Consider the following 21638-nt stretch of genomic DNA (forward strand, 5'->3'; position numbering starts at 1 on the left):
CGCTCCTGAACCGCCTTTCCCCTCCCCGGAGCTTTCGATGACCGACGAACCCACCACCCAGCTGACCGCGGAAGAGATCCGCGCGTCCGCCCAGACCCTGCACCGCCTCGCCGCCCACCTGCGGACCGGTCCCAGCTGGCCGATGTCCTTCCCTTGATCGCCGCGCTCGTCGACGCCGATACAGGTACCGCAGCCCGCCTCGGCGAAGCCCTGCGCGGCATCGCCCGCTACCTCGCCCAGGAAACCACCGTTCCCCGCACCGAAACCGTCGAGACGACCCTGGGCGAATACATCGAGGCCGCATCCGTCCTGCAGGACCTGCGGCTGCTCGACCTCACCCTGGAACCCCTGCGGACTGCCTCCGTCCGCAGGGCACCCGCCCAGGCGGTCCCGTGGCGGTAAGCCCCGCCCAGCGGGCCTCGTACGCCGAGGACCACGCCACGAAGATCCCCTTCGAGACCACGCCCCGCCCCCTCGCCGGGCCCGGCGACCCACGCCACGTCACCCACGCCCTGCTCGCCGCCGGCTGGACCCTCACCTCCGCCCCCGGCGACCTCCGGATCGCCCTGGCTGGCCCCGACGAGGCCCGGCACCAGCTGGTGATCGATCCGTTCGCCTCCGGCTCGCCGTGGCGGATCCAGTCCGTCGACTGGACGTGGAACGCCTCCTTCGACCGGATGGTGCCGGCGGAGATCATCGCCGGATTCACCGACGGCCTTCTCCACGGACCGCGCCGGGGCGACAGCAGTCCGTGGGAGCACATGCAGAAGGCCGGCTGGGCCGTGGAACGCCAGCCGGACGGCACCGGCCAGGCCGGCTCGCCTGCACCGGAGCTGCCGATCCGCGCCGAACTGCGTCCGATCTTCAACGACTCCTCCGACCACCTGGCTTGGCGCATCGTCCAGCCCGACCACATCGGTGCGCCGATCTGGAAGATGTGGATCAGCGGCCCGGTCCCGGAGCACCTCATGGCCGGCCTGGCCGAACAGCTCATCTCGGCCGCCCCCGTCCTGCGCGGCATGTACGACCTCGATCACTACAGCGCCCGGCAGAACCCCAGCCCGCTCACTCCCCAGCAGGCAGTCGAAGCCCACTTCACCCGCATCGACGCCGCCCGGGCACAGGCCCGCTCCCAGCGCCGCACCCACCTCACCACCCGCCTACCGGCCCCGGCCGCCGCCCCGGCAAGTCCGGCGCACTCCCGTACATCCCGCCCCTGAAACCCGAGAAGGCCCGCCCTTGCCCCAATCCGCCCCCTCCGGCAGCACTGCCGTCCCCGGCCTTCAAGCGATGGTCAGCCGTCTTGCGACCTTCCTGCGCGCGGCGGATGCGGCGGTCGACGCCTGGGACCTGTACGCCGACGAGCACACCGATCTCGATGGCTGGCCGTACGACCCGGAGAGCTACGACGACCGCAAGGCCGACCGGGACCACGTGGTGTGGAAGGCGTTCGAACCGGTCAGCGAGGAGGCCGGCGTCCTGCTCGACGCCGCCGAGGCCGACCTCGAACGGGTCCCCGCCTCTTCCGTCCAGAACCGTTGGGCCTGGCAACTGACTCAACTGCGCGATGCGCTCGACCAGATAGCGGCCACCAGGACGGAGTGCCGAACCCTCCTCGCTGCCCATCCTCATGCGAGCGCGGAGGCCCGCCACGCTGCAGTCGACGCCCGTAACTCGGAGGCGTGGAACGCCCTGTACGGCTGGTTCGTCCACGGCCGCGCCGTCCTGGAGATCCACACCACCGCCGTACGCACCGCCGCCGGCCCTCGGATCGCCGCCACCCCGCCGCCTCCTGCTCCGCCAGCCACCACCGGTCACACGACCCGCCGCTGAACCAACCTCTCTTCCCTTCTGCCTTGGAGTCCGCTTGTCCCTGCGTCCGTTCGTCCTCGTCGTCGCCCCGGGTGACGACATCTATCGCGGCTACTGCCTGCGCCAGGTTGCCGATGCCTACGACGTCGCCGTCATCACGACCGGTCCGATCACCTGGGAAGGACCCCACGTGGTCGACCACGAGATCGTCAGCGACATCGAGGATGAGGCCGGCCTCTTCGCTGCTGGTGAGGCGCTTACCGAGCGCCTCCCGATTGCGGGCGTGGTGACCTGGGCCGAAGGACACCTGACTGCGGTGGCCCGGCTGGCCGAGCACCTCGGTCTCGCCACTACCAGCGTGGAGTCGGTCCGCACCTGCCGGGACAAGGCCGCCAGCCGCGCCGCGTTCGCTGCCCACGGTGCTCCATCGGCCCGCTCCACCGCGGTGAACTCCCTGGACGAGGCCCTCTCGGCAGCATCTGCCATCGGCTATCCGGTCGTCGTCAAGCCCGCCTCGGTCGGCGGCAGCATCGGCGTGATCAAGGCCGAGACGCAGGAGGACCTGGCCGACGCGTATGCCTTCGCGACCCGCGGGGTCCAGCTCCACGGTGGAGACAACACCGTCGTCCTGGTCGAGGAGTACCTGTCCGGCGAGGAAGTCAGCGTCGAGTGCGTGACGTACCAGGGTGTGACCACCGCGGTCGCGGTGACCCGCAAGGAACTCGGGGCCGAGCCGCTGTTCGAGGAAATCGGCCACACCCTCACCGCCGACGACCCGCTGCTGGACACCGTCGCGCCCATCGCCTCGGCCGCGGTGAAGGCCACCGGCACCATGAACGGCATCCAGCACGTGGAACTGCGGCTCACCCCCTCCGGACCGCGCGTGATCGAGGTCAACGCGAGGATCGGCGGGGACTGGATCGGCTGGGCGGTCTGGCGGGCAACGGGACTGTCCCTGCCGCGGATCGCCGCCGACCTGGCCGTCGGCTGGGCCCCCGACCTCACCCAGACCCGGCAGCAGGCCGTCGCCATCAAGGTCCTCTACGCCCCCGCCTCCGGCACCCTCGCCGAGCGGGCCATCGCCGGCGGGTTCACCGAGGCCGCCGGGTGGGTGCACGGCCCGGCCTGGCTGCTGGAGGAAGGCGACGAGGTCCTGCTGCCGCCCGCAGGCGACCTCGACTCCGCCCGCATCGGCCTGTTCGCCACCCACGCCGACACCCTGGACCTCGCCGTCGCGCGCCGTACGGTCACCGCCAACCACATCGCGGTCACCGTCAAGGACAGCGGGCCCCAGTGAACGAGCCCGAGAAGCCGCCGGTACTCGCCCAGGTCACCCCCCGGTACCTGGCCGGCGGCGGTGACCCGCGCTGGGTGACAGCCCCGCTGCAGAAGGCATTCCGCTGGCAGCCCGCCCACATCCCCCTCAGCCCGGTCGTACGGCTCACCCGCCGCGACCGCCAAGCAGAACTGCTGCTGTCACCGGACCCGGACGAACACTGGTGGACCCTGCACCACACCGGAACCACAGCCGGCGAGAAGGCGTGGACCATGCGCTTCGGCGCCCGGACCCCGGCCGAGATCATCGCCGCCGCCACCGACGCCCTCACCACCGGCCCGGCCGACCGCGCGGCCGATCCGATGCAGGTCCTGGAGCAGGCCGGTTGGAAGCGCTCTGTCCTGGAGCACCAGATCTCCTCGCCCGACGGATTCGTCACCGTCTCCCGGCACCCTCTCGGCGCGCTGCACATCGAGGTCACCGCCCACGACGGCCCCTGGACCTCCGAGCCCACTGCCCGTACGGCCTGGCGGGCGCACATCTCCGACCACACCCCGCCCCAGCTGGCCGCCGCGGTCCTCGCCAGCATGGTCTCTACGGAGCCGCTGCTGCGTGACGAGAAGGAGATGGCCCCCTTCCTGCGCTACAGCGTCCGCATCGCCCGAGACCGCGTTCCCGCCCATCAGGCCGAGTACGCCCTGTGGGACCGGGTCGACCGCCTCGCCGCCCACCGCACCGGCACACCGTTGCCGCCGCAGCCACCCGGCCGATCTCTGCCGCGCCGCACCCGCTGACCCCCTTCGTCCCCGACCCCTCCATGGAATCGCGCGCCCTTGTCCCAGCCCAGCTCCTCCTCCGACGGCTACGACATAGCCTTCAAGGTCCTCCTCGGGGCCTTCGCCGTCGCCATCCCCCTCGCCCACCTCGCCTGGCTCGGCGGAAACCTCACTGCTCTGGCCACTGGCAACACCTGGGCCGCCTACCGGCCCGCCGACGCCCTCATACGCCCCGACCAGCTCTGGCCCGGCCTGGGAGAAACGTCCCTGCTGATCGGTGCGCGGATCCTGCCCGTCCTGGCCCTGCTCGCCGCCAGCGGCCTGTGGTGGAGCCGCCACAAGGGCACGCTCGGCGGCAACAGGAAGCGCCGCATCGAGGGCACCGCGAAGGCCAAGGACATCGCACCGGTCCTGGCCGCCGCCATCACCGACAAAGCCCGCAGCCTGCGCCCGAGTCTGAAGGACGCCCAACGCATCGCCCCGTCCGACACCGGGATCCTCCTCGGCAACCTCCAGGGCAGCAAGACCGAAGTCCGGATGGGGTGGGAGGACGTAGCGGTCGCGATCATGGCCCCCCGCTCCGGCAAGACCACCTCGCTGGCGATTCCCTCCATCCTGGCCGCGCCCGGCGCCGTACTCCTCACCAGCAACAAAGCGGCCGGTGACGCCTATACGACCTGCTTCGACGCCCGCAGCAAGGTAGGGCGGGTGTGGTCGATGGACCCCCAGCAGATCGCCCACGCACCGCGCACCATGTGGTGGAACCCGTTGGCGGACGCGAAGTCCTTGGAGGGCGCGGGGCGGTTGGCGGGACACTTCCTCGCCGCGTCCGTGGAAGCGAGCCAGCAGGGGGACTTCTGGTCCAAGGCTGGCAGCAACGTCCTGAGCCAGCTGTTCCTGGCCGCGGCCCTCGACAACCGTCCGATCACAGACGTGATGCAGTGGCTGGCCTTCCCCGCCGACCGGCGCCCCCTCGACATCCTGCGCGACCACGGATTCACCGCTGTCGCGGCCCAGTTGAAGGGAACGGTCGAGGGCCCGCCGGAAACCAGAGACGGTGTGTATGAGACCGCGAGACAGTACGCGTCCGCCCTGCTCAGCGCCGACATCGCCACCTGGGTGACCCCGCAGAAGGACGTCCCGGAGTTCCGCCCGGCCGATTTCGTGGCCTCCACCGACACACTGTTCCTGCTCTCCAAGGACGGTGGCGGCGGAGCCTCCGCGCTGATCGCGGCGTGCGCGGACTCGGTGATGCGGGCGGCGACTTCCCGCGCCGAACGCAGCGGCGGACGCCTCGACCCGCCCATGCTCGCGATCCTCGACGAGGCCGCAAACGTATGCAAAATCTCCGACTTGCCGGATCTGTACTCGCACCTTGGTTCCCGCGGCATCATCCCGATCACGATCCTGCAGAGCTACCGGCAGGGTCAGAAGGTGTGGTCGGACGCAGGCATGGACGCCATGTGGTCGGCGGCAACAATCAAGGTCATCGGCGCCGGCATCGACGATCCCGATTTCGCGGACAAGCTCAGCCGGCTGATCGGCGACCACGACGTCGAGACGAAGTCCACCTCCATCTCCGACTCGGGCAAGTCCACCTCGATCAGCATGCGGCAGGAGCGGATCCTGCCCGCGGACCGGATCCGCGCGCTACCCAAGGGCACCGCCCTGCTCTTCGCCACCGGGCTCCGCCCGGCCGCGCTCGACCTGCGCCCCTGGTACCTCGAACCGGGCGCGGGCGACCTGACCGCCGCATCAAAGGCCGCCTCGGACGCGATCACCGCGCGGGCCGTCGCCAAAGCCGCCCCTGCGCAGGCCAACTTCAAGAAGGCCGCGTGATACCGCACCCCACACCCGTGCGGTTCCGCCACACAATTGCCTTCACCCACGCCTGACGCCGCCGCCCGTCGTCGGCCTGGATCGCCTTTGGCGTCAGCGCCGCCGACGAGACCGGGCTGCTGCGGCCGATCGCCACGATACGGGTCAAGCAGATCGCCTACCTCAGCAGCGAAGCGGCCCGCCACCTGGCCGAAGCTCAGGCCTTGGTCAGCGCCGCATCCCTAGCGGACCCCGAACGCACCGGCCTGCCCGACGGCGTCGACCGCCAGGTGCAGCTGGCGCAGGAGCTGACCGCACTCGCTCCGGAGGCAGCCGTCGAGTCCGCCACCGACATCGCCCGTGAAACGCAGCGGCGCCGGCCTTCCGCCGCAGTGGCATCCGACGGCCTGGCCGCAGCCGAACTCGCCGCGCAGCCGCCCGCGGTCACGTCGTGATGCCCCAGAGCCTGGGGCGGCAGTACGTCCACAGCCGCGATGGCCGCGTCCGGATCAGCACCCTGCGCTCCCTGGAATGCAAGGGCTTGATCACGCGAGAGCCTGCCACCGCGCCACCGGGGTACGACAACGGCCCGGCCCAGGACCGCATTCGCCTCACCGCCGGCGGAGCGACCGCCGTCGCCGTCCTCCTCGCGGTTCCCTCCAGCATCCCAGCGCCCGCCACGTCTGCCGCACCCCCAGCGCCCGCAACGACGGCGCCGACACGAGGCCGCTGACGGAACCGTCTCCCCTCTGTCCGACCCGCCCATGAACGACGACGGCGCCCACGCCGCGATCGTCACCACCCGCAAGGAACCGCCATCCCCACGACCACCAAGACCTCCACCGCACCGCACCAGCCGGCCACCAACACCGCGGCCACCACCCAACGCCCGGCCTTGCGCGCCCTTTCGCTAGGTGCCGGGGTACAGAGCTCGGTCCTGTTGTGCCTGTCCGCGGACGGCACCCTCCCCAAGATCGACGTCGCGATCTTCGCGGACACCGGCTGGGAGCCGAAGAAGGTGTACGAGCACCTCGACCGCCTTGAGCGCGAGATCGCCGCCCCGGCCGGAATCCCGATCCTTCGTGTGTCTTCGGGAAACATCCGCAATGACGCCCTCAACCCGAGCCGCAGATTCGCTTCCATGCCCCTCTACATTCTGAACAAGGATGGAAAGCAAGGAATGACCCGGCGCCAATGCACCGGGGAATACAAAATAAAACCCATAAAAAAGAAGGTCCGAGAAATCCTTGGATATCCCTATCCCGCCAGGGTGCCCAAGGGAGTGTTTGTCGAGCAGTGGGTCGGCATCAGTACGGATGAGTTCCACCGGGCAAAGGACTCCGGCGTCCAGTACATGCACAACGCACACCCGCTCCTGGACATCGAATGGTCAAGGGCTGACTGTCTCCGCTACTTGGAGCGGCTCGGACTGGCCGACACACCCAAATCAAGCTGTCTCGGTTGCCCATTTCACGGAAATGCTCAATGGCGCAGCATCAGGGACTCCTCTCCCAGTGAATGGACTGACGTTGTCGAATTCGACGCGGCCATCCGTCAGGGCAATGCCCGCGCGAACGCGAGCGGCAACCCGCTCCTCGGCCAGGCATTTCTACACCGGTCCCGGGTACCCCTTTCCGAGGCGCCGATCGACCATGTCACCGCAGCAGAATGGGCCGCCCTCCAGCAGGAGTTCGACGCTCCGGACGCGGAGGCTCTCGAAGCCGGTGTCGTGGACGGCTGCTCACCGTGGGCCTGCCGGGGTGAGCAGCCCGAACCGGTCCGGGACCACTTCGGACTGGCCGCATGAAAGACCTCATCGTGGACCTCTTCGCCGGTCCGGGCGGCTGGGGGCACGCCCTGAACGTGCTGGGTGTGCGCGACGTCGGCCTGGAGTGGGACGAATGGGCCTGCAAGACACGCGCCGCAGCCGGGCAGACCACGATCCGCGCCGACGTCGCGCTCTACCCGGTCCGGCCCTTCGTGGGGCGGACCCGCGGGCTGATAGCGAGCCCGCCCTGCCAGGCATGGAGCATGGCAGGCAAACGTCTCGGGCTTGTCGACCAACCTCTCGTCCACCAGGCGGTCGCCGACCTCGCGGTCGGCCGCGACACCCGGCCCCAGCTGCTTGCCGCCTGCCAGGACCCGCGGTCGCTACTGGCCGCCGAGCCAATGCGATACCTCCATGCCCTCCACACCGTGGGCGAGCCGGAGTGGGTGCTGATGGAGGAGGTGCCCGACGTCGCACCGCTGTGGAAGCAGTACGCCGCCGTGCTACGCACCTGGGGGTTCTCCACCTGGAGCGGCATCCTGAACGCGGCCGACTACGGCGTACCGCAGACCAGGAGGCGGGCGATCCTGATCGCCTCCCGCACCCGTCGGGCCGCCCCGCCCGAACCCACGCACGCCAAGCTCGGCGAGCAGGAATCCCTCTTCGGGCCCGGCCGCCAGCGATGGGTGTCCATGGCCGAAGCCCTAGGCTGGGGACGCACGGACGGGCCCGTGCCCACTGTGTGCGCCGGCGGCGGACCCGGGGGCGGACCCGAACCCTTCCCGTCCGGCTCCCGAAAGACGCTGTCCGACGCCCGCGACCGCGGCGCCTGGCAAAGCCCCCCGCCCCGCACGGCCCCTTCCCGGAGCTCCAAGACAGGCTCGCCGTGCAGGTGCCGGGAAGAGGCCCGGCCGTCGCCGCGCTGCACAGCCGGACCGGACTGGGTGCTGCGCAGCAACAGCCAAGCGAACGCGGCCGTCCGCCCCGTGACCGAGCCGGCCGCCACCTTGTTCTTCGGCAACCGCGCCAACGAATACATCTGGACCACCCGCTCCACCACGGCCCTGTGCTCCGCAGCGGCGCCGGCCATCCGGATCACCGCCGAGGAAGCAGGGATTTTGCAAACCTTCCCGGCGTCCTACCCCTGGCAGGGCACCAAGGGCCAGCGCTTCTCCCAGATCGGCAACGCCGTCCCCCCACTGCTCGCAGGGCACTTGATCGCGCCACACGTGGAACGCACGCTCAACCGCGACGACTTCGTCCTGGCGGCGTGATGACCAACCACGCCCGCGCCGCATCCGAGGAGGATCTCCTCGGCGATCCCGCACCGCTGCCGGTGGTCCACTACGCCGAGCAGGCCCTGCTCGGCGCCCTACTCCTGGTACCCGACCGCCTGAAGACCATCGGCCCGCTCGAGCCCCAGCACTTCGCCAGCGCCGCCCACAGCAGCCTGTTCGCGGCGATGCGCACGGTCTCCCCACCCACGCCCGAGGTCCACCGCACCAGCCCGGTATGGCCCAACCAGCTCCTCGCCGCCGCCCAGACCCGCGCCCTGACAGCCGCCTACCTGCACATCCTCATCAGCAACTGCCCCACAGACGCCCATGCCCCAGCCTATGCCCAGATGGTCCGCTCCGGACATGCCCGCCGTCTCCTGCGCCGGCACGCCGGGCTCCTCTCCCAGGCCGCCCGCACCCCGGGGCCCGACCCGGCCGGAACGGTACTGGCCCGCGCCGACCAGCTCGCCGTCTACCTCGACGAACTGGCCACTGCCTTCCCCTCTCACCCCGGGTCGATGCCCCGTACCCCGGCGGCACCCGACCCGGCAGCCAAGGTGCCGGCGGAGGCGGAAGACGAGGAACGGATGCTGCTGGCCGCAGCGACCGCCCGCCCCGACGACCTGCCGCGGATGCGCTGGCTACACGAAAGCGACTTCACCGTCCCCGTGCACGCCGCCCTCTTCGCCTGCCTGACGGCCCTCGCCCGCAGAGGGGCGCCCGTGGACCCCATCACCCTGCTGTGGGAAGCCCAGCAACGCGGCCTGCTTCACGCGGGGTTCGGCCCTGACGAGGTCCTCGACCTGGTCTCCCATCCCGCCGGGGCACCTGAGCACTGGGGCCAGAAGATCCTCCAGCGCGCCCTCCTCAGTCAGGCCGTCACGGTCGCCGCCCGAATCGCAACCCTGACGTCGGACGAGGCAACCTCCGTCCACCAACTGGCCACCGGCAGCCGCCGGGCACTCTCCGCACTGTCCTCCGTCCGGACCCGCTGGCACCACGCCACCAACGAGCCAGGCGCGAAGCCCTCCTCCCGCCCGTCAGCCAGCCTTCGAACTCCGGCCGTACGAGCCGGCCCCGCCGCACGAACCCCAGCCCGGCCAAGCCGATGACCAATCCCGCCCCGACCGAAAGCCCCTCATGCCTCACGCCTCCGCCGACGCTCACATCCGCTTCGCCCTCCACCCAGACCACCACCCGGCCGTCGTCGCCACGACCTCCGGCTCCACGAGCGACGCCGCCCTCTCTCACCTGTACGACCGCGGCTTCCGCAGCATCGGACCGGACACCATGGTCCTCGCCCGCATCGACCACGAGGAGCCGTACTACGCGAACATCTCAGCCAAGCAGCTGAGTCGATACGGCTTCACCGTCGAGATCGAGACGGCCCTCCAGGAAGAGATCGACATGGAATGGACCTGGGGCAACTATCCCTTCCCCTGGTGCACCCACGACCAAGTACGTGAGGTCAGCGCCGAAGCCCAGCGCATCCACGACGACATCGCCGAAGGCCGTCTCGTCATCCATCTTCACGCCGACGACGGGCACACCACCGTCGCCGTGGGTACGTACGCCAGCGGCGTCCGCCGTCACGTGCACCTCCACGGGGAGAACCACGTCCGCCAAGTCGCCATGGGCTACGAGGACGAGGCTGAAGCCGTGGCGGAGTTTCACAGGCTCTACACCGTCGCCGTCCGCCCGGGCCCCGCCCCGCTCACAGACCTCGAACAAAGCATCCGCCGAGCCCTCTGCGGCGAGACCGCACCGCCGACCACGCTCCGGCCCACCGAAGCGCAGCCAGCCCCGGCTACGGTTGCCGGTCCCGGCCAACACGAGCAGTTCCTCAACGCCCTTTCGAATCGAGGCAGCAGTGGACCAAGCACCGCACCTGGAGTGACGAGACGACCATCGCCGTGCACGAGAGCCTCACCGTCCGGGCCGAGTTCGATCACGAGGCCCGCCATCGCACCGACATCGCCTGGACGATCGTCGAGTACAACGGGCCGGTGGGCGAGAGACTCTGGCGGGCGACCATCACCGCCGGCACCCCCGTCCCCCTCGTCCACGCGATCATCGACCACCTCGACGTCCCGCTCCCGTTGGACGCCGGAGAGCCCCACGCTCCTCTGAAGGAGGCCGGCTGGTCCGTTGCCAGCCACCCAGCCCGCACGACGTGGCAAGCCCCAAACCGCAGTGCCACCTTCGAGTACCTGCCGCACGCGACCGACGACCGGTGGACCGTCTTTCGGCGGAGACGACGCGAACCGGCCCGCCTGGTCCATCCGCCTCTGCGCCAACGTGCCCCACGACCTCCTTATCCAGCTCAGCGCCGCAGTGGCCGAGGTCGCTTCGCCTTCCGTTTCACGGCGGTCACCTCCCGTGTCCCAGCTCCCCACGCCCCCCGCTCAACTGCGCGCCCGCCACCGCTGAGCTCGCCAACCACGAGACGGGTCAGTTGGTGCCCACCGAGCCAGGATTGGCATGACAACGTCCGCGCCTCGAGCGAACAAGCCCGCCACCGCGAAAGCGAACGCGCCCCGCAGCCACTTCCCCTCCCGGTCGACAATGGCCTGGGTCCCGACGAAGGATCGAAGCTGAGCTCAGGCGATCTGCTTCAGCGCCTGGTCCTCAGAGGCATTCCAGCGCTCGTCAGCTACGAGCGGCGCCAGAAAGGTGAACTTCCGGTTGACCAGAAACTCGAGCACCGTCGCCAGGCCGCCGCCGATCGCCAGAGCTACGGTGAGAAGGGCTGCAACGCGGCTCTCAAGCCTGCCCTCCCGGGTCCGAGCCTCTCCGGGCCAGTCAGCCCTACGCCACGGCGTAGGAGAGCCGGAACAGGTCGATCGCTCGCTCGACGTCCCGTTCCGACCGAAGCTGCACTTCCAGATCACCCGTGCCGTGATGCCCGAGCCCCGTCACGTCCCTGGTGAAGCCCGGCACGAGCTCTACCGCCGCTGGCGGGGCCTTGAGGTAGGCAAGCAGCCTGTCCTGGCGCCGGGTGACGCAGGCGAAGTTCCGCAGCCGTTGGTACGCGTCGTACTGCTTGCGCTCGACCTTCGACACGTCTTCGCCCAGCCCCAGCAACACCTCGTCCACCACCGCCGTCAGCTGTGCCATCGCCCCGGCCGCCCTCCGGGCGGGCTCCGCCGCGCCATGACGGATCCGACAGGAACGCGGGGTTGCTTTGGCCTGCCCTGCGACCGAAGCGACAGTCTCGAGTGCGATGTGGTCGTCGCCGTACAGCCTGTACCGCACCAGGTCGATCGAGCGGCGGTGCTCACGCACTGCATGTAGGTCGTAGCGGGTGAAGTCGCCGGCGACGCAGATGAGCCGCGGTGCGTTCCACAGAACCTGCGACGCCTCCGCCATGCCAAGGCGCTCGCGGACCAGCGCCTGGAACTCGGTGCGGTGGTCCATCAGCCAAGCCATGTAGAAGAGCCCTTGCGACAGCACGCCAGGGTCGGTGGATCGCTTGTACTCGACGATCACCGGAGCACCGTTCTCATCGAGGCCCATCGAGTCGATGCGCCCGCCGTGAACGGGGCCGGTGCTGTACTCGGAGGCAAGGAATCGGACCCCGAGCATCGCCTCCATCGCCCTCTCGACCAAGACCTGCAGATCAGCCTCAGACTCAGCCAATCGTGGCCTGACCTCGGTCACGCCGTTTTTCGTGTAGAACAGCTTCAGGCTCGACACCCCCTTCTCGCACGTGTCGAGGAGTAACGCCTGCAGGTCCAGGACTATTTCCGTGGGCGTCCCAGATCATGCCCAAAGAGTCCGGTCATCCAGTTCTCCCGGATCAGCCGCGGGCCAGATTCCTAGTCAATGTCCCGAACCAGTAACTCGGGCCAGATCGCGGGCGCAGGGGCCTCGGCACTCCGCTGCCAACCAGCGCAGCTGGCTCCGACCCGATCATGGCGACGTGGCCGTGGACCTACAGGACGCCAGACGTGACCGGCCTACCTTGAGCGCGTCCGAGCACTCCCGCCCCTGCGCCACTCGCAACTGCGGGGTCTACCGAAAATCTACTCCCTAATTGACAGTTGTTGCCTGGCGGCAGCTGGGCGCGAGTGATGATGGGCGCGCCATGGCCGAAGCCTTTGCAGCTACGCGCTCATGTCCGCAGCCATCGAGGCGGAGCGGACGGTGGCTGCGGGCTGCCGTCTTCACGCTGCTCAGCTCCGTGTTGGCGATCGTCGGCCATCACTTGGCCTCGGAAGATCCCGTGTCCTGGCGGCCGGCGGCCATTGGCGCGGTGGTTGTCTTCGCGCTTTCGTGGTTCGCAGCCCGTCCGGGTCGGCCTGGGTGGTACGTGGTCATGGCCACTGGCCTTACCCAGATGCTTCTGCACCGAGCTCTCTCGGTGCAACACGTGACAGGTGCCGGGCACACCGAGGCGCACGGCAACATGCTGGAGCTCAGCACCACCACACACCACAGCGCCTGGACGATGACCGCTGCTCATTGCGTGGCCGCGTGCGCGATGGCTCTGCTCATGCACCGTGCGGACCACGCGCTGAGCCACCTCCCGGAAACGGTGGGCCGGTGGGTCGAAGCAGCGGTTGCTGCCGCCGTTGCGGCTCTCGGTGGCTGCTACGAGCCGGGAAATCGGCCCGGCTTGCGTTCCGTGCTCGTCGAACCCGACGGTCTGCCTGCGCGGCCGATGGCGACGACGATGCTCTGTCACGCAGTAGTGCGTCGGGGACCTCCTGGTCGGTGTGCAGGAGACGTTCCCCTGATGCTGACGGGCTCTTCGGCTCCAGGCTGATGCCCGTCCCTCGTACCGAGAGGTTCCTCCAACATGAACAGATCACACACTGGGCTGCACCTGCGCAAGCTGGGCATCACAGCTGTCGGCGCCCTGGTGGTTGTGGGCGTGACCGCCGGCCCGGCCGCCGCGCACGCCGAGGTGACAGCCTCCGATCCTCGTGCACTCGCTGAGAACGTCACCCTGTCCTTTGCCTCTGAGGCCGAATCGGAGAGCGCGGGCATCTCGGAGTTGCGGGTGGTACTTCCGAAGGGCATCGCTCCGGACGCCGTGGTGTTGAAGGAAGCGCCCAAGGAGTGGAAGCTGACGGCCACCCCGGACGGGTACGCGGTCGGCGGCCCGGCGCTGGCGGCCGGAACGGACGCTGAGTACAGCGTCATCGTGCGCCAGCTGCCGGATGAGAAGTCCTTGGCCTTCAAGACCTTGGAGACCTATAGCGACGGAAAGATCTCACGCTGGATCGAGGTGCCTACCGACGGACAGAAGGTCGACAACCCCGCCCCCGTACTCGAGCTGAAGGCCGCCGCTCCCGGCGCCAAGCTGATTGCCCCCAGCCCGTCTCCGACGCCGAGCTCCTCTGCACCCTCTGTCCAGGCCCCGGCGGCTCCCTCGTCTCCCGTCGCGTCCGCGAGCGCGGAGGCGACGAGCGACAAGGATGCCGACAGCACCGGGGTCGTCGTCGGCGTGATCGCTGCCGCCCTCCTTCTTGGTGCCGCCGGCACCATGTGGTGGGTGCGCCGAAACCGCAGCCAGACCTGACCTGCCCGGGCGGGGTCGGTGCACGGCGGAAGCCGTGCACCGACCCCGCCCGGCCCTGTAGAGGGTTCGTATGGCGCAGTCCGAGCAACAGGCCATGGTCCATTGCTCGCCCGGACCCGTCCGACACCGAGGACCGCCCGCCCCTCGGACTTTCATGTTGCTGCACATAACCGCAGGTCAGAGCCGACTTAACGAAGATGACAACGGTCACCGATGCAGCCTTTGGCGATGTGGGGTGGTGTGCGCTTCACTTCGTGCCGACGCCCACGGCAGAAGGGGGGCCCGCCGATGAGCGAGCACCAGCACGGACATGATCACGATCACGACGAAGGTCACGGTGGACACGGTCATTCCCATGGCGTGTCCGCTGATGCCGATCGCCGGTGGCTAACTGCCGCCTTGGTCTTGATCGGCGCCTTCATGGTGGTCGAGGTGAGCATAGGCATCGCCGCCCAGTCGCTGGCACTGATCTCGGACGCGGCCCACATGCTGACCGACGCGATCTCGATCGTCCTGGCCTTGGTGGCCATGCGACTCGCCGCCCGGCCGGCAAAGGGCGCGTTCACGTACGGCCTCAAGCGGGCGGAGATCCTCTCCGCCCAGGTCAACGGGCTCACGCTGATGCTCTTGGGGGCGTGGCTGGCGTACGAGGCCGTACATCGGCTGATCTCACCGCCCGAGGTCGACGGCGGTCTCGTACTGATCACGGCGCTGGCCGGCATCGTTGTGAACGTCGCGGCCGCATGGTGTATCTCGAAGGCCAACCGCGCTTCGCTCAATGTCGAGGGCGCCTACCAGCACATCCTCAACGACCTGTTCGCCTTCATCGGCACCGCAGTCGCCGGTCTGGTCGTGCTGACCACCGGCTTCGTCCAGGCCGATGCCATCGCGACATTGGCCGTCGTCGCCCTGATGTTCAAAGCGGGCTACGGCCTTCTCCGCGAGTCGGGCAAGATCTTCCTCGAAGCCGCGCCTACCCACATCGACCCCGACGCCCTCGGCGACAAGCTCGTCGCCCAGCCTGCCGTAGTCGAGGTCCACGACCTGCACATCTGGCAGATCACCTCCGGCCAGAACGCCGTCTCCGCCCACGTCCTCGTCGATGACGATGCCGACTGTCACACGATTCGCCGCAACCTTGAGAACCTCCTGAGCAGCGAGTACGGCCTGAACCACAGCACTCTCCAGGTCGATCACGCCGCCGAGGACGCGACCAAGTCCGCAGCCGGAGGCGAACACTGCCAGGATCCGCACGGGCCCATACACCGGCTCACGCCGCACGTTCACTGACTTGCTGCCGGACCGGGCCCCGACTCGCGGCCCGGTTTCCTATGTGGTGGGTGCCGTCTTGGCGCCGCGGCGGCCTGCGGCAACCCCCAACAGGACGTCGACCGCGAGGAACGCGGCCAGGCTGATACCGAGCAGCGGGACGAACCAGCCTACGACCGCGGTCACCGCCAGCAGCGGCAGCAGCAAGCTCGCCGGCACCCTCCGCCAGACACCGCGCGGGAGGGCGCGGCCGACGGAGAGCGTGCGGTCATTCGTCGGCCGACGCAGCCACCACATCCGGTAGCCCCAGAACACCAGCGACATCACGGCAATCGCGAGCGCGGCCAGCGCGATCTGGTTGGCGAGCCCGAAGGTCCGGCCCATGTGCAGGTCGGTGCCGTAGCGGGTCATCTTGGCGAGGAGCGGGTAGTCGGCGAAGCGCAGCTCGTCGACCACCCGGCCGTCGGCGGGGTCGATGGCGACGGCGTTCAAGTGCACGGGCACCTGCTTGTCCTGCTCCTGGACGACGTATCCCTTGCCCTGGGCAGGGAGCATCACCTGGAGGTACTCGGTGACGCCGGCGGCCCGGGCGGCCTCGACGGCGCGGTCGATGCCGATGTCCGCGGTGGGCGGCATCTGCGTCTTCATCTGCGTGCCGTCGGGCATGACGTGGGCGGCGTGATCGCCGCCGCCCGCGTCGGAACCGGTGCCGGGTGTCAGCTTGGCGGAGACGGTGGGGGTGGTACCGCCGAGGCGGTCCTGGAGCTGCCCGATGTTCTCGCCCGCGTGCTTCGACCAGGTCAGGCCGGTGACGGAGAGGACGACGAGGCCAGCGACGGACCAGAGGCCGACGGTGCCGTGCCAGGACAGGGTGCGGCGCCGGCCGGTGGCCGAGCGGTCGGGGAGGACCAGGTCCGACGCCCGCTTGCGGCGGCGGCCGATCCACAGGGCGAGGCCGCCGAGGGCCACCACCCACAGCCAACTCGCGCCGAGTTCGCTGTAGTTCCGGCCGAACTCACCGAGCTGGAGGCTGGAGTGGAATTCGGTGAGCCAGGCCCTTAGCGGCAGGGCGTCGCCGGCTGTGGTCAGCTGGCCGCGCACATCGGCGGTGTACGGGTCGACGAACACGGTGAGGGTCTCACGCTGGGCGAGCCCAGAGCTCTGCATGATCACCCGGGTGGTGGCATCGGCCTCGGGGGCGGGCCAGATGGCCGTGATCTTGCCCCGCGGCGCGACGGCCTTGGCGGCAGCTACCTGAACGCTGAGCGGAAGGGCACTCGTGCCGACGTGGTCGACGGTCAACTGATCGGCGTAGACGATCTTCTCGGCCTGCCAGGAGCCGGCGTAGAGCAGGCCGGTGGTGGCGGCGAGGAACAGCAGCGGGGCGACGAGCAGGCCCGCGTAGAAGTGCAGGCGCAGAAGCAGCGGGCGCAGGGCCGTCCAGCCGCTCTCGCCTGGAGATCTGGGCAGGTCGGTGGCGGGGTCCGGGGTGCGGACGTCCTGAACCTCGTTGAGAGACATAGGGGTCCTTGGTGTTGGCGAGACGTGAAGAGCCGAGCCTGGTGGCCTTCTCCTCGGGGAGGGACATCAGGCAAGTCACGGGCAGGGCAGCCAACAAGAGGCTGGGGCCGTGGCGCCGGGGCAGGCACTCGCATGTACCTGCCCCGGCGCACGGTTAGACCGGTGCGGGTACGGGCTCGGGTGCGGTCAGCCGGCCGGTGCGGCTGAGCACGGCGAGTGCTGCGGCGCAACCGCCGCCGACCAAGGTGAGGATCAGCCAGGGCAGGGCGGGGAAGCCCGCGTCTCGTGCGGTGTCGAGGAGGGCGCCGGTGGCGAGGTTCCCGACCGTGATGCCGATCCCACAGACGGTGTTGTAGAGGCCGTAATGGGTGGCCACCCAGCGGCCGCCGGCGAGGGAGACGATGGTGTCCATCTCGAACGGGTAGAGAACGGCGGTTGCCACAGCCAGGAGCCCCGCACAGAGCAAGAGCGGAGCGACGGCGAGGGCCGTGGACCAGCCGCGTCCAGCCTGAGGGGATCCGGCCGTGAGCAGGGGCGGGAGGAAAGCGGCTCCCATGATGGCCATGCCGGCGGTCAGACACCGCGCCGGTGTCCACATGCGTTTGCACCAGGCGGTGATGCGGAGCTGGCCGATGAGAGCGACGAGTCCGGAAACGACGAAGAGGGCGCTCGTGGCTGCGGTGGCCAGGGCTCCGTCGCCGGTGAGGCGTTCGGTCTCCAGGGGCAGGGCCAGGTACACCTGGAAGGACAGGACGTAGGAGCCGGTCATGGCGAGGGAGAAGAGCCAGAACGGCTTGTTGCGGAGCACGCTGCCGGCCTGCTCCCGCAGGGCGGGCCGGTCCTCGCGCGGCGTCGCCGTGTTCTCCGGAAGGCGGCGCAGTTGCAGCAGGGTGAGGGCTGCAAAGAGTGCCGAGGCGACCGCGCAGGTGGTGGGGAAGGAGACGGAGGTCAGGGCCAGGCCCACGAGGGGGCCGAGCAGGATGCCGGTCTGGTAGAAGACGTTGAAGAGGGCGAAGGCGTCGACCCGGCGCTCCTGTCCGGCTTCGGCGGCCAGGTAGGCCCGTACCGCGGGATTGAACAGTGCCCCGGCCAGGCCCGTGGCCGCCGATGCGGCGATCAGGGCGGGGAGGGATTCGGCGAAGGCGAGGGCGGCGAAGCCGACGGTGCGCAAGGTGCAGCCGGCGACGATGAGGGGTTTGTAGCCGAGGCGGTCGGCGAGCATGCCGCCGATGAGGAACATGCCCTGCTGGGAGAGGTTGCGTACGCCGAGGACGAGGCCGACCGCCCAAGTGGCGAGCGCGAGACTGCTGGAGAGGTGGGCGGCCAGGTAGGGCATGAGCATGTAGAAGCCGAGGTTGATGGTGAGCTGGTTGATCAGCAGCAGCTGCACCGTGGTGTCGAAGGAGCGGTACTGGCTCCAGGTGCGCTTCACCGGGCGGCTCCGACGGCGGGGACGCCGGTGGCCGGCATGGGGTCGGTGATGGTGGTGCACCGAGTCCAGCGGGTCACTTCGCAGCCGGAGGGGGAGACGACGGTGTCAGGTTCCGCGGGCGGGGTGGTACCGAGGAGCTGGTTGGCCCGGCAGTAGTCGTCGTTGAAGACGGTGTCGAAGTACCGGTGCGGGCCGTCGGGGAAGATTGCCGCGATCCGCGTGCCCTCGGGGTGGGTGCGGGCGAGCCAGCCGGCGACGAGGGCTACCGCCCCCACGCTCCAGCCGCCGGTGGCGAACTGGCGTTCCGCCAGTCGGCGTGCGGACCAGACCGCTTCGGCGGGAGCCACCCAGTGGACTTCGGTGAAGGCGCCGTAGTCGACGTTTCGGGGGTAGATCGAGGAGCCGAGGCCGCGCATCAGCCGGGGACGGGCCGGTTGGCCGAAGATCGTGGATCCGATGGTGTCCACGCCAACGAGGCGTAGCCCGGGGGTGCGCTCGCGCAGTCCTCGGGCGATGCCGGCGGAGTGGCCGCCGGTTCCAACCGCGCACACGAGGATGTCGATGTCCCCGAGCTGGTCGACCAGTTCGTTGGCGAGGGGGCGGTAGGCGGCGACGTTGTCGGGGTTGTGGTACTGGTCAGGGCACCACGAGCCGGGGTGCCGATCGAGAAGTTCCGCGACTTTCCGCCGGCGAGCCTCCTGCCAGCCACCTTCGGGATGCGGCTCGTCGACGATGTGGAGTTCCGCGCCGTGGGCGGCCAGCATCCGTTCCATGATCGGTTCCATGCCGGGGTCGGTGACCAGGTGGACCGGGTGCCCGTGGAGGACGCCGGCGAGGGCGAGGCCCAGGCCGAGTGTTCCGGAGGTGGACTCGATGATCGGGGCGCCGGGGAGGAGGTCGCCTCGTTCGCGGGCCCGGTCGACCATGTAGAGGGCGGCCCGGTCCTTGATCCCGCCGGGGTTGAAGCCTTCGAGTTTGGCCCAGAAGCCGCGCGGGGCGGTGGTGAAGGGTGCGTCGATGAACAGGACGGGGGTGTTACCGACCGCCTTGAGCACGGTGTGCGGGGCGGCGGGCAGGGACAGTTCGGTCATGGTGCGGGTGTCCTTCGTGCGGCACGGCGTGCCGGGGCATCGCCAGGGGGCGGCATGGGACAGCGTCAGGCCGTGCGGGAGTGGAAGTGAGCACGGAGGCGTCCCGGGCCACGGCGGTATGTGCCGCTTGGGCGGGGAGGCCGGGGCCGGTCAGGTCCGGGTGACGCACACCTTGCAGAGCAGGGCTCTGCCGGAGTCGACTGCGGGTGGGGCGGCGGACGTGTCCGCGGCCGCTGTGCCGATACCGGCTGCGGGCGGAACCACCAGTACGCCGGAGCCGACTTCGGCAGGGGCGCCCGGGGCGCGGAGTTCCGGCACGGGGGCGGCGACATGCTCGTCGTGGGCGTGGGCACACGGCAGGTCCCGGTCAGGACAGCCGCCGGTCATCACAGTGCTCGCGCTGCTCACGCGGTCAGGGACGGCCACGCGGTGGTGCCCGCCGCTGTCGCACACGCTGAACAGCAACACGACCAGGGCCGACGCCACCAGGGCGACGACCCAGGCACCGCCATGGCGACGGTCACGGGACCACGCGAGATTCCACACAGTGACGTTGACGTTACCTTGCGTGTCCGATCGGTGCGTGGCAGGTGGGCCGATCGGGAGGGGTGGGATCCGGCCAGGTGGTGCCTGTCGGAGGCCGGAGAGCCGCTACAGATCGACGGCCTGTGGCCGGGATGCATCGTCATCGGCACCCGGCTGGATCGCCAGAAGGAGTGAATGTAGGGCTCAGGGCTGCCGTTCGGCGTGCCGCCAGCCGGTGGAGGGGGTTTCCTCGTTTCCAGAAAGCGTTCAGGAGGCGATATGCCCGGCAGTCGGCAGAAGGAACTCGCGGTGACGCGGGCCGCCCTGCTGGCCTTGGTTGCCGCGGTCGCTCTGCTTCACGCGCTGTTCGTAGCAGGGCCCGGGCACATCACCGCCCTTGATTCGGACGGATGCGGCTCTCGCGCTTCTGCGACCGTGGAGGCTGCTCGCGATATCTGCTGCGGCTCTGCCGCGGCCTCGGTGGCTGTTCCGATGGGCTGGGGGCACCAGCCGGGCTCCGGCGCAACCAGCTGCGAGGCCTCAATCGGCCTCCAGGGCAAGTCGGCGGCGCCCACTTCCCGTCAGGCTGTTCTGGCCGGGACCGCGACGGCGGCATACGCCCTCCACCCCATTGAGCCGCCTCCGGCACTCACGGCGGCCGGCTCTACCGCGTCCTCTCCGAGCTCGGTTCTGCGCTGCTGATCGAGCCGGCCGCAGCCCTGCGCCACCCGCGCGGGATGCGGCGGCTGACGTCCGCTCCGCAGTCATCACCGTACGAAGAGAGCACTGCCATGCCTGTCGACCCCCAGACCCTGATCGCGTCGCTCGCCGGCGCCGAGTTCGCCCGCAGTAGCCACGCAGCCGTGACCACGGCACGGCCGGCTCCCGCCGCTCCCACGGCAGCCACCGCCGCGTGGTCCGACCCGAGGTCACCGAAGGCATGCTTCGCCTCCGGCGCGCCCTGCGCCAAGCACTCGGCCTGTTCGACTGATCGGCCGACCGTGCACCCGCAGCAGAACTCCCCGATGAACTCCGGGCACATCCCGGCCGCTCGCGCCGGGGGTGGCAGAGGGCGCAACACCGGGTCTCGGAGAGGCTTGGTAACGTCTTGGCAACGGCACGTACGGGAACCGGGAGGGGGCAAGGTGATGCGTCGCGCAGCAACCTTCCTCCTGCTGCTCGTCGGCGCCGTGCTCTTCCATGCCGCCACACCGCATCATGTGGCACCGGGTGTGGTTGTGACGGCGAAGTCAGCCGTGATCGCGGAGGACAGGCGGACTTCGAACGGCATGCCCGCCGTCCACTCCAACGAACCTGCCTCGCATCACGAGAGCGCCGCCGACCCTCTGGCCGCCCCCACGCGCAGTCAGGGTGGCACGATCGACGACGCCGGCCTCGAGCAGGGCGACGACGAGGCCGCCACCGCACTCCGGCACGAAGCCCTCCTCCCGCTCACCCGTACGGCGAGAGACCGTTGGAGCCCTGCCTCCGCCTCCGCGCCGACCATCACATCTCTGCAGATCTTCCGCTGCTGACCGGCCCCACG

At 69.8% G+C, this 21638-nt stretch carries 19 protein-coding genes and 1 pseudogene; 14 read left to right on the forward strand and 6 right to left on the reverse strand.

The genetic code is table 11. The features are described from left to right. Positions 1-153 precede the first annotated feature (153 nt). The 10 genes from ACE1OC_RS06720 to ACE1OC_RS06765 all read left to right on the forward strand — a co-directional run bounded on the left by ACE1OC_RS06720 (position 154) and on the right by ACE1OC_RS06765 (position 9839). Complete coding sequence (locus ACE1OC_RS06720) at positions 154-402, forward strand: hypothetical protein (protein ID WP_407836200.1); 249 nt, start codon at positions 154-156, stop codon at positions 400-402. Then, positions 393-1220: a hypothetical protein gene (locus ACE1OC_RS06725; RefSeq protein ID WP_407836201.1), complete on the forward strand. Its 828-nt coding sequence runs from the start codon at positions 393-395 to the stop codon at positions 1218-1220. Before ACE1OC_RS06720 ends, ACE1OC_RS06725 begins: the two co-directional genes overlap by 10 nt. Positions 1221-1290: 70 nt before the next feature. Further along, on the forward strand, positions 1291-1833 hold the full coding sequence (locus tag ACE1OC_RS06730) for a hypothetical protein (protein WP_407836202.1): 543 nt from the start codon (positions 1291-1293) through the stop codon (positions 1831-1833). A 34-nt stretch (positions 1834-1867) separates the two neighbouring features. Next, positions 1868-3109: an ATP-grasp domain-containing protein gene (locus ACE1OC_RS06735; protein WP_407836203.1), complete on the forward strand. Its 1242-nt coding sequence runs from the start codon at positions 1868-1870 to the stop codon at positions 3107-3109. Continuing rightward, complete coding sequence (locus tag ACE1OC_RS06740) at positions 3106-3882, forward strand: DUF317 domain-containing protein (RefSeq protein ID WP_407836204.1); 777 nt, start codon at positions 3106-3108, stop codon at positions 3880-3882. The genes ACE1OC_RS06735 and ACE1OC_RS06740 overlap by 4 nt, the downstream gene beginning before the upstream one ends. Before the next feature lie 39 nt (positions 3883-3921). Beyond that, positions 3922-5703, forward strand: coding sequence for a type IV secretory system conjugative DNA transfer family protein (locus ACE1OC_RS06745; protein ID WP_407836205.1), 1782 nt, complete (start codon positions 3922-3924; stop codon positions 5701-5703). Positions 5704-5906: 203 nt separating this feature from the next. Next, on the forward strand, positions 5907-6137 hold the full coding sequence (locus ACE1OC_RS06750) for a hypothetical protein (protein WP_407836206.1): 231 nt from the start codon (positions 5907-5909) through the stop codon (positions 6135-6137). Between the two features lie 482 nt (positions 6138-6619). Further along, complete coding sequence (locus tag ACE1OC_RS06755; protein ID WP_407841492.1) at positions 6620-7489, forward strand: hypothetical protein; 870 nt, start codon at positions 6620-6622, stop codon at positions 7487-7489. After that, positions 7486-8724, forward strand: a complete 1239-nt coding sequence (locus tag ACE1OC_RS06760; protein ID WP_407836207.1) for a DNA cytosine methyltransferase — start codon at positions 7486-7488, stop codon at positions 8722-8724. The genes ACE1OC_RS06755 and ACE1OC_RS06760 overlap by 4 nt, the downstream gene beginning before the upstream one ends. Then, on the forward strand, positions 8724-9839 hold the full coding sequence (locus tag ACE1OC_RS06765; protein WP_407836208.1) for a DnaB-like helicase N-terminal domain-containing protein: 1116 nt from the start codon (positions 8724-8726) through the stop codon (positions 9837-9839). Before ACE1OC_RS06760 ends, ACE1OC_RS06765 begins: the two co-directional genes overlap by 1 nt. Positions 9840-10065: 226 nt before the next feature. Here ACE1OC_RS06765 and ACE1OC_RS06770 read toward each other — a convergent pair whose 3' ends face one another. Next, a complete protein-coding gene (locus ACE1OC_RS06770) occupies positions 10066-10560 on the reverse strand; it encodes a hypothetical protein (RefSeq protein ID WP_407836209.1) in 495 nt (164 codons plus the stop codon). 80 nt (positions 10561-10640) lie between these two features. On the opposite strand from ACE1OC_RS06770, the pseudogene ACE1OC_RS06775 reads away from it, so the two are divergent. Next, a pseudogene (locus ACE1OC_RS06775) lies at positions 10641-10799 on the forward strand (DUF317 domain-containing protein); the annotation flags it as partial. 736 nt (positions 10800-11535) lie between these two features. On the opposite strand, the gene ACE1OC_RS06780 reads toward ACE1OC_RS06775, so the two are convergent. Beyond that, positions 11536-12423, reverse strand: coding sequence for a transporter (locus ACE1OC_RS06780; protein WP_407836210.1), 888 nt, complete (start codon positions 12421-12423; stop codon positions 11536-11538). 1105 nt (positions 12424-13528) lie between these two features. On the opposite strand from ACE1OC_RS06780, the gene ACE1OC_RS06785 reads away from it, so the two are divergent. Together ACE1OC_RS06785 and ACE1OC_RS06790 are read left to right on the forward strand one after the other, a co-directional pair. Further along, positions 13529-14254, forward strand: coding sequence for a DUF1775 domain-containing protein (locus ACE1OC_RS06785; protein ID WP_407836211.1), 726 nt, complete (start codon positions 13529-13531; stop codon positions 14252-14254). A gap of 288 nt (positions 14255-14542) precedes the next feature. Continuing rightward, positions 14543-15544 (forward strand): cation diffusion facilitator family transporter, encoded by a 1002-nt coding sequence (locus ACE1OC_RS06790; RefSeq protein WP_407836212.1) that lies wholly within the window; start codon positions 14543-14545, stop codon positions 15542-15544. A 39-nt stretch (positions 15545-15583) separates the two neighbouring features. Here ACE1OC_RS06790 and ACE1OC_RS06795 read toward each other — a convergent pair whose 3' ends face one another. From ACE1OC_RS06795 to ACE1OC_RS06810, 4 genes are all read right to left on the reverse strand, one after another. Then, positions 15584-17044 carry a PepSY-associated TM helix domain-containing protein gene (locus tag ACE1OC_RS06795; protein ID WP_407836213.1) on the reverse strand — a complete coding sequence of 487 codons (1461 nt, stop codon included), beginning with the start codon at positions 17042-17044 and terminating at the stop codon, positions 15584-15586. A 154-nt stretch (positions 17045-17198) separates the two neighbouring features. After that, entirely contained in the window at positions 17199-18476 is a 1278-nt protein-coding gene (locus tag ACE1OC_RS06800) for an MDR family MFS transporter (protein ID WP_407836214.1), read from the reverse strand. After that, positions 18473-19567 (reverse strand): PLP-dependent cysteine synthase family protein, encoded by a 1095-nt coding sequence (locus tag ACE1OC_RS06805; RefSeq protein ID WP_407836215.1) that lies wholly within the window; start codon positions 19565-19567, stop codon positions 18473-18475. Before ACE1OC_RS06805 ends, ACE1OC_RS06800 begins: the two co-directional genes overlap by 4 nt. A gap of 150 nt (positions 19568-19717) precedes the next feature. Continuing rightward, positions 19718-20113 (reverse strand): hypothetical protein, encoded by a 396-nt coding sequence (locus ACE1OC_RS06810; protein WP_407836216.1) that lies wholly within the window; start codon positions 20111-20113, stop codon positions 19718-19720. Between the two features lie 1127 nt (positions 20114-21240). Here ACE1OC_RS06810 and ACE1OC_RS06815 point away from each other — a divergent pair. Beyond that, positions 21241-21627, forward strand: a complete 387-nt coding sequence (locus ACE1OC_RS06815; RefSeq protein WP_407836217.1) for a hypothetical protein — start codon at positions 21241-21243, stop codon at positions 21625-21627. The last annotated feature ends 11 nt before the right edge of the window (positions 21628-21638 follow it).

The sequence above is a fragment of the Streptomyces stoeckheimensis genome (genome assembly GCF_045822005.1).
In the GTDB taxonomy this organism is placed as follows: domain Bacteria; phylum Actinomycetota; class Actinomycetes; order Streptomycetales; family Streptomycetaceae; genus Streptomyces; species Streptomyces stoeckheimensis.

What these genes read in the sequence shown, in the direction of transcription:
- ACE1OC_RS06790 (WP_407836212.1), top strand. Translation starts at nt 14,543, where the DNA reads ATGAGCGAGCACCAGCACGGACATGATCACGATCACGACGAAGGTCAC.
- ACE1OC_RS06760 (WP_407836207.1), top strand. Translation starts at nt 7,486, where the DNA reads ATGAAAGACCTCATCGTGGACCTCTTCGCCGGTCCGGGCGGCTGGGGG.
- ACE1OC_RS06785 (WP_407836211.1), top strand. Translation starts at nt 13,529, where the DNA reads ATGAACAGATCACACACTGGGCTGCACCTGCGCAAGCTGGGCATCACA.
- ACE1OC_RS06805 (WP_407836215.1), bottom strand. Translation starts at nt 19,567, where the DNA reads ATGACCGAACTGTCCCTGCCCGCCGCCCCGCACACCGTGCTCAAGGCG.
- ACE1OC_RS06815 (WP_407836217.1), top strand. Translation starts at nt 21,241, where the DNA reads ATGCGTCGCGCAGCAACCTTCCTCCTGCTGCTCGTCGGCGCCGTGCTC.
- ACE1OC_RS06795 (WP_407836213.1), bottom strand. Translation starts at nt 17,044, where the DNA reads ATGTCTCTCAACGAGGTTCAGGACGTCCGCACCCCGGACCCCGCCACC.
- ACE1OC_RS06765 (WP_407836208.1), top strand. Translation starts at nt 8,724, where the DNA reads ATGACCAACCACGCCCGCGCCGCATCCGAGGAGGATCTCCTCGGCGAT.
- ACE1OC_RS06730 (WP_407836202.1), top strand. Translation starts at nt 1,291, where the DNA reads ATGGTCAGCCGTCTTGCGACCTTCCTGCGCGCGGCGGATGCGGCGGTC.